This window comes from Mesorhizobium sp. M7A.F.Ca.MR.362.00.0.0 (assembly GCF_004023175.1).
In the GTDB taxonomy this organism is placed as follows: Bacteria; Pseudomonadota; Alphaproteobacteria; order Rhizobiales; family Rhizobiaceae; genus Mesorhizobium.
Map to the genome: position 1 here is coordinate 1,520 of NZ_RZTF01000233.1, position 3,387 is coordinate 4,906.

The 3,387-nt window shown below is 65.9% G+C and carries 2 protein-coding genes and 1 pseudogene; all 3 read left to right on the forward strand.

Going from position 1 to position 3,387, the window contains the following annotated elements; genetic code table 11:
• Positions 1-791: LysR substrate-binding domain-containing protein (locus EOC06_RS24235; RefSeq protein WP_245469993.1), on the forward strand; the 791-nt coding region annotated here is incomplete at its 5' end.
• Between the two features lie 83 nt (positions 792-874).
• Positions 875-2,510 (forward strand): annotated as a pseudogene (xseA, locus tag EOC06_RS24240) (exodeoxyribonuclease VII large subunit).
• 4 nt (positions 2,511-2,514) lie between these two features.
• Positions 2,515-3,387: P1 family peptidase (locus tag EOC06_RS24245; RefSeq protein WP_245469995.1), on the forward strand; the 873-nt coding region annotated here is incomplete at its 3' end.

Here is a 3,387-nt window from a genome sequence, read left to right on the forward strand (position 1 = left end):
GGCGCACCAACAGGCTGACCGAGGAAGGTGACAAGCTGCTCTCCTATGCGCGGCGGCTGCTCTATCTCAACCGCGAAACGCTGGCCGCTTTCGACGACCGGCGGCTCGAAGGCACGATCCGCATCGGCACGCCCGACGACTATGCCGACCGTTTCCTGCCCGAGATCATGGCGCGGTTCACGCGCTCCAATCCGCGCGTCGAACTGACCGTCATCTGCGAGCCGACACCGGGGCTGGTCGAGCATATCAAGCGCGGCAATCTCGACCTCGCGCTGGTGACTCACAACGACGTACGCGGCCAGTCGGAGGTGGTGCGGCGCGAACCGCTGCTGTGGGTCACCTCGGCCAACCATGCGACGCATGAGCAGGAAACGCTGCCGATGGCCTTCGGCCGGCCGAACTGCATCTGGCGGCGCGCCGCCGTCGATGTGCTCGACCAGCAGAATCGCGACTATCGCATCCTGTTCACCAGTTTCTCGGCCACCGTCATCACCGCCGCGGTGCTTTCGGGCCTCGCGATCTCGGTGCTGCCGGAATGCGCGCTGCGGCCCGGCATGCGGGTGCTGAGCGAAGCCGACGGCTTCGGCGCCCTGCCCGATTGCCGCATCGGCATCATGCGCGGTCAGACGTCGCGGCCGGAGATCGTCGATGCGCTCGCCCGCCATATTTCGGAAAGCCTGGACAATATCTCCGTGCCGGTCGGCGAAGACCCCGGGACATTCGATTTCGCGGCACTCGCCTTCACCAAGCTGCGGCGAACCAAGCCGAACCAGATCCTGCCCGGCTGGTAGGCAGGGTCAGGTATGCAGGTTATGAACGGCTGGCCCGACGCAACCGCCTTGACGCGGGCGCCCAACCGTTCCCCAATCGACCGATGAGCGAAGCAGCATCCGAATCACGCACCAACGCCACCGAATACACGGTGAGCGAGATTTCCGGCGCGCTGAAGCGCACGGTCGAGGACGTTTTCGGCAATGTGCGGGTGCGTGGCGAAATATCAGGCTACCGCGGACCGCATTCGTCCGGTCATGCTTATTTCGCGTTGAAGGACGACCGTGCCCGTCTCGACGCCGTGGTCTGGAAAGGCACGATGAGCCGGCTGAAATTCCGTCCCGAAGAGGGCATGGAGGTGATCGCCACCGGCAAGCTCACCACCTATCCCGGCAAGTCCAACTACCAGATCGTCATCGACAATCTGGAGCCTGCCGGCGCCGGCGCCCTGATGGCGCTGCTGGAGGAGCGCAAGCGGCGGCTACAGGCCGAGGGGCTGTTCGATGCCGGTCGCAAGCGGTTGCTGCCATTCATGCCGCGCGTCATCGGCGTCGTCACCTCGCCGACGGGGTCCGTCATCCGAGACATCATCCACCGCATCAAGGACCGCTTTCCGCTGCACATCCTGGTCTGGCCGGTGCGTGTTCAGGGCGAGACGTCAGGCGCGGAAGTGGCCGCCGCGGTCAACGGCTTCAACGCGCTGGCATGGGATGGCGCCGTCCAGCGTCCCGATCGATCTGTTGATCGTGGCGCGTGGCGGCGGCAGCCTCGAAGACCTCTGGGGCTTCAACGACGAGGTGCTCGCCCGCGCGGTTGCCGTTTCCGGCATTCCGGTGATCTCGGCTGTCGGCCACGAGACCGACTGGACGCTGATCGACCTCGTTGCCGACGTGCGGGCGCCGACACCGACGGGTGCAGCCGAAATCGCCGTGCCGGTGAAGGCCGATCTCGAAGCAACGCTTGCCAGCCTCGGTGCGCGGCTGAAAGCGGCGGTCCTGCGCAATTTCGAACGCAAGCGGCAGGCCGCCCGTGCCGCCGCCCGGGCTCTGCCCTCGCCCGATCAATTGCTGGCGCTGCCGCGTCGACGCCTCGATGAGGCGACATCCAGGCTTGGTCGGGGCCTGTTGGTCTCCACCGAACGCAAGCGTGCAAGGTTTTTTGCCGTAAAGCTGACACCGGCAATGCTGTCGCAGCGCATTGCCGAGGCGCGGCGCACCAACGAACGCAATCTTTTGCGAGCACAAGGGGCACTGCGCGCATTGGCAAGAGCCCGGCGTGCGGAGCTTAACCGAGCGGCGGATCAATTGCCAAAATGTGCCAGGGCATCGCTGCAGCGGCACAAACAGCAACTGGCCATGCTGCAAGGCCGCATCACGATCGAGCCGACGGCACGGCGGCAACGCGTGCAGAGGGATTTGCTGACAGCTTTGACAAGACGCGGCACGCAAGCAGTGGTGCTCAGGCTGGAGCGCCTGCGCGGCCGCGTCGTCCAGGCCGACAGGTTGATGGCGTCGCTGTCGCACAAGGCCGTCCTGGCGCGCGGCTTTGCGCTGGTGAGGGATGCGGATGGCGCGGTGATCAAGCAGGCTGCCGAGGTGGCGTCGGGAATGGCGCTTTCGCTGGAGTTCGCCGACGGCATCGCCGATGCGGTGGCGATCACCGGCACGGCAAAACCGAAAGCCGTGGCCAAGCCGGCGGCCAAGGCCAAGGAGCCGGGCAATCAGGGATCCCTGTTCTGAGACCATGACCGACAATCCGCATCATCTGACAACACCCTCGGGCAAACCGCGCGCGCGAAATTTCGGCATCGGCTTCGATGGGCGGCCCGGATCGTTTAACGCGATCACCGATGTGCCCGGCGTGACGGTCGGCTATGCGACGCTGATTTCGGGCGATGGCGCGCTCGTCGTCGGCCAGGGGCCGGTGCGCACCGGCGTAACCGCGATCCTGCCCAGGCCGCTCGCCGACCTCGCCACGCCGGTCTTCGCCGGCATTTTCAGCCAGAACGGAAACGGCGAACTGACCGGCTCGCACATCGTCGAGGAAACCGGCGCTTTCAACTTCCCGATCACCATCACCAACACCCATTCCTGCGGTGTCTCACGCGACGGCACGCTGTGCTGGATGCAAAGCGTGCTGCCGGCAGCGCTCGACAGCGGCTGGGGGCTGCCGGTGGCGGCGGAGACCTATGACGGCTTCCTCAACGACATCAACGGCCACCATTTGACGTCGGAGCATGTTGCGCGGGCCCTCGACAGTGCCGCCGGCGGACCGATCGAGGAAGGCAGCGTCGGCGGCGGCACCGGCATGATCACCTTCGGCTTCAAGGCCGGCTCCGGCACATCATCGCGCATCGTCGAATGGCAAGGCCGTGCCTACACCGTCGGCGCCTTCGTGCAGTCTAATTTTGGAAAACGGCGCAATATCACCATTCGCGACCTGCGCGCCGGGCCGGAACTCGTCGAACCGGCTGTCCGCGAAGGCACACCGCGTGCCGAGAAAGGCTCGATCATCGCCGTCATCGCCACCGACGCACCGTTCCTGCCGCATCAGATGAAGCGGCTGGCCCGACGGGTGCCGCTTGGCGTCGCCTTGACCGGCGGCTTCGGCTATCAC